The 252-nt window shown below is 64.7% G+C and carries 1 protein-coding gene; it reads left to right on the top strand.

What is annotated here, in order from left to right; translation table 11 throughout:
• The coding region (locus tag SB772_RS43675) for a tannase/feruloyl esterase family alpha/beta hydrolase (RefSeq protein ID WP_410838986.1) at nt 1–252 on the top strand (252 nt) is incomplete at both ends.

Here is a 252-nt window from a genome sequence, read left to right as displayed (position 1 = left end):
CACTCAACGATGCGCTCAACATGGGCTTCGCCGTCATCAGTTCGGACGCGGGACACTCGTCGTCGCAGAACCCGCTGTTCGGTCTCGATCCGCAAGCGCGCATCGATTATGGCTATAACGCGGTCGCGACGCTCACGGCGATGGCGAAGCAGGTGATCAAGACCGCGTACGGCAAGGCGCCTGATCGCAGCTATTTCGGCGGCTGCTCGAACGGCGGGCGTCACGCGATGGTCGCAGCGGCGCGGTCGTCGG

This window comes from Paraburkholderia sp. SIMBA_030 (assembly GCF_046535245.1).
Classification (GTDB): domain Bacteria; phylum Pseudomonadota; class Gammaproteobacteria; order Burkholderiales; family Burkholderiaceae; genus Paraburkholderia.
Note: the sequence above shows the minus strand (reverse complement) of the source record. Positions and strands in the feature narration are given on the sequence as shown.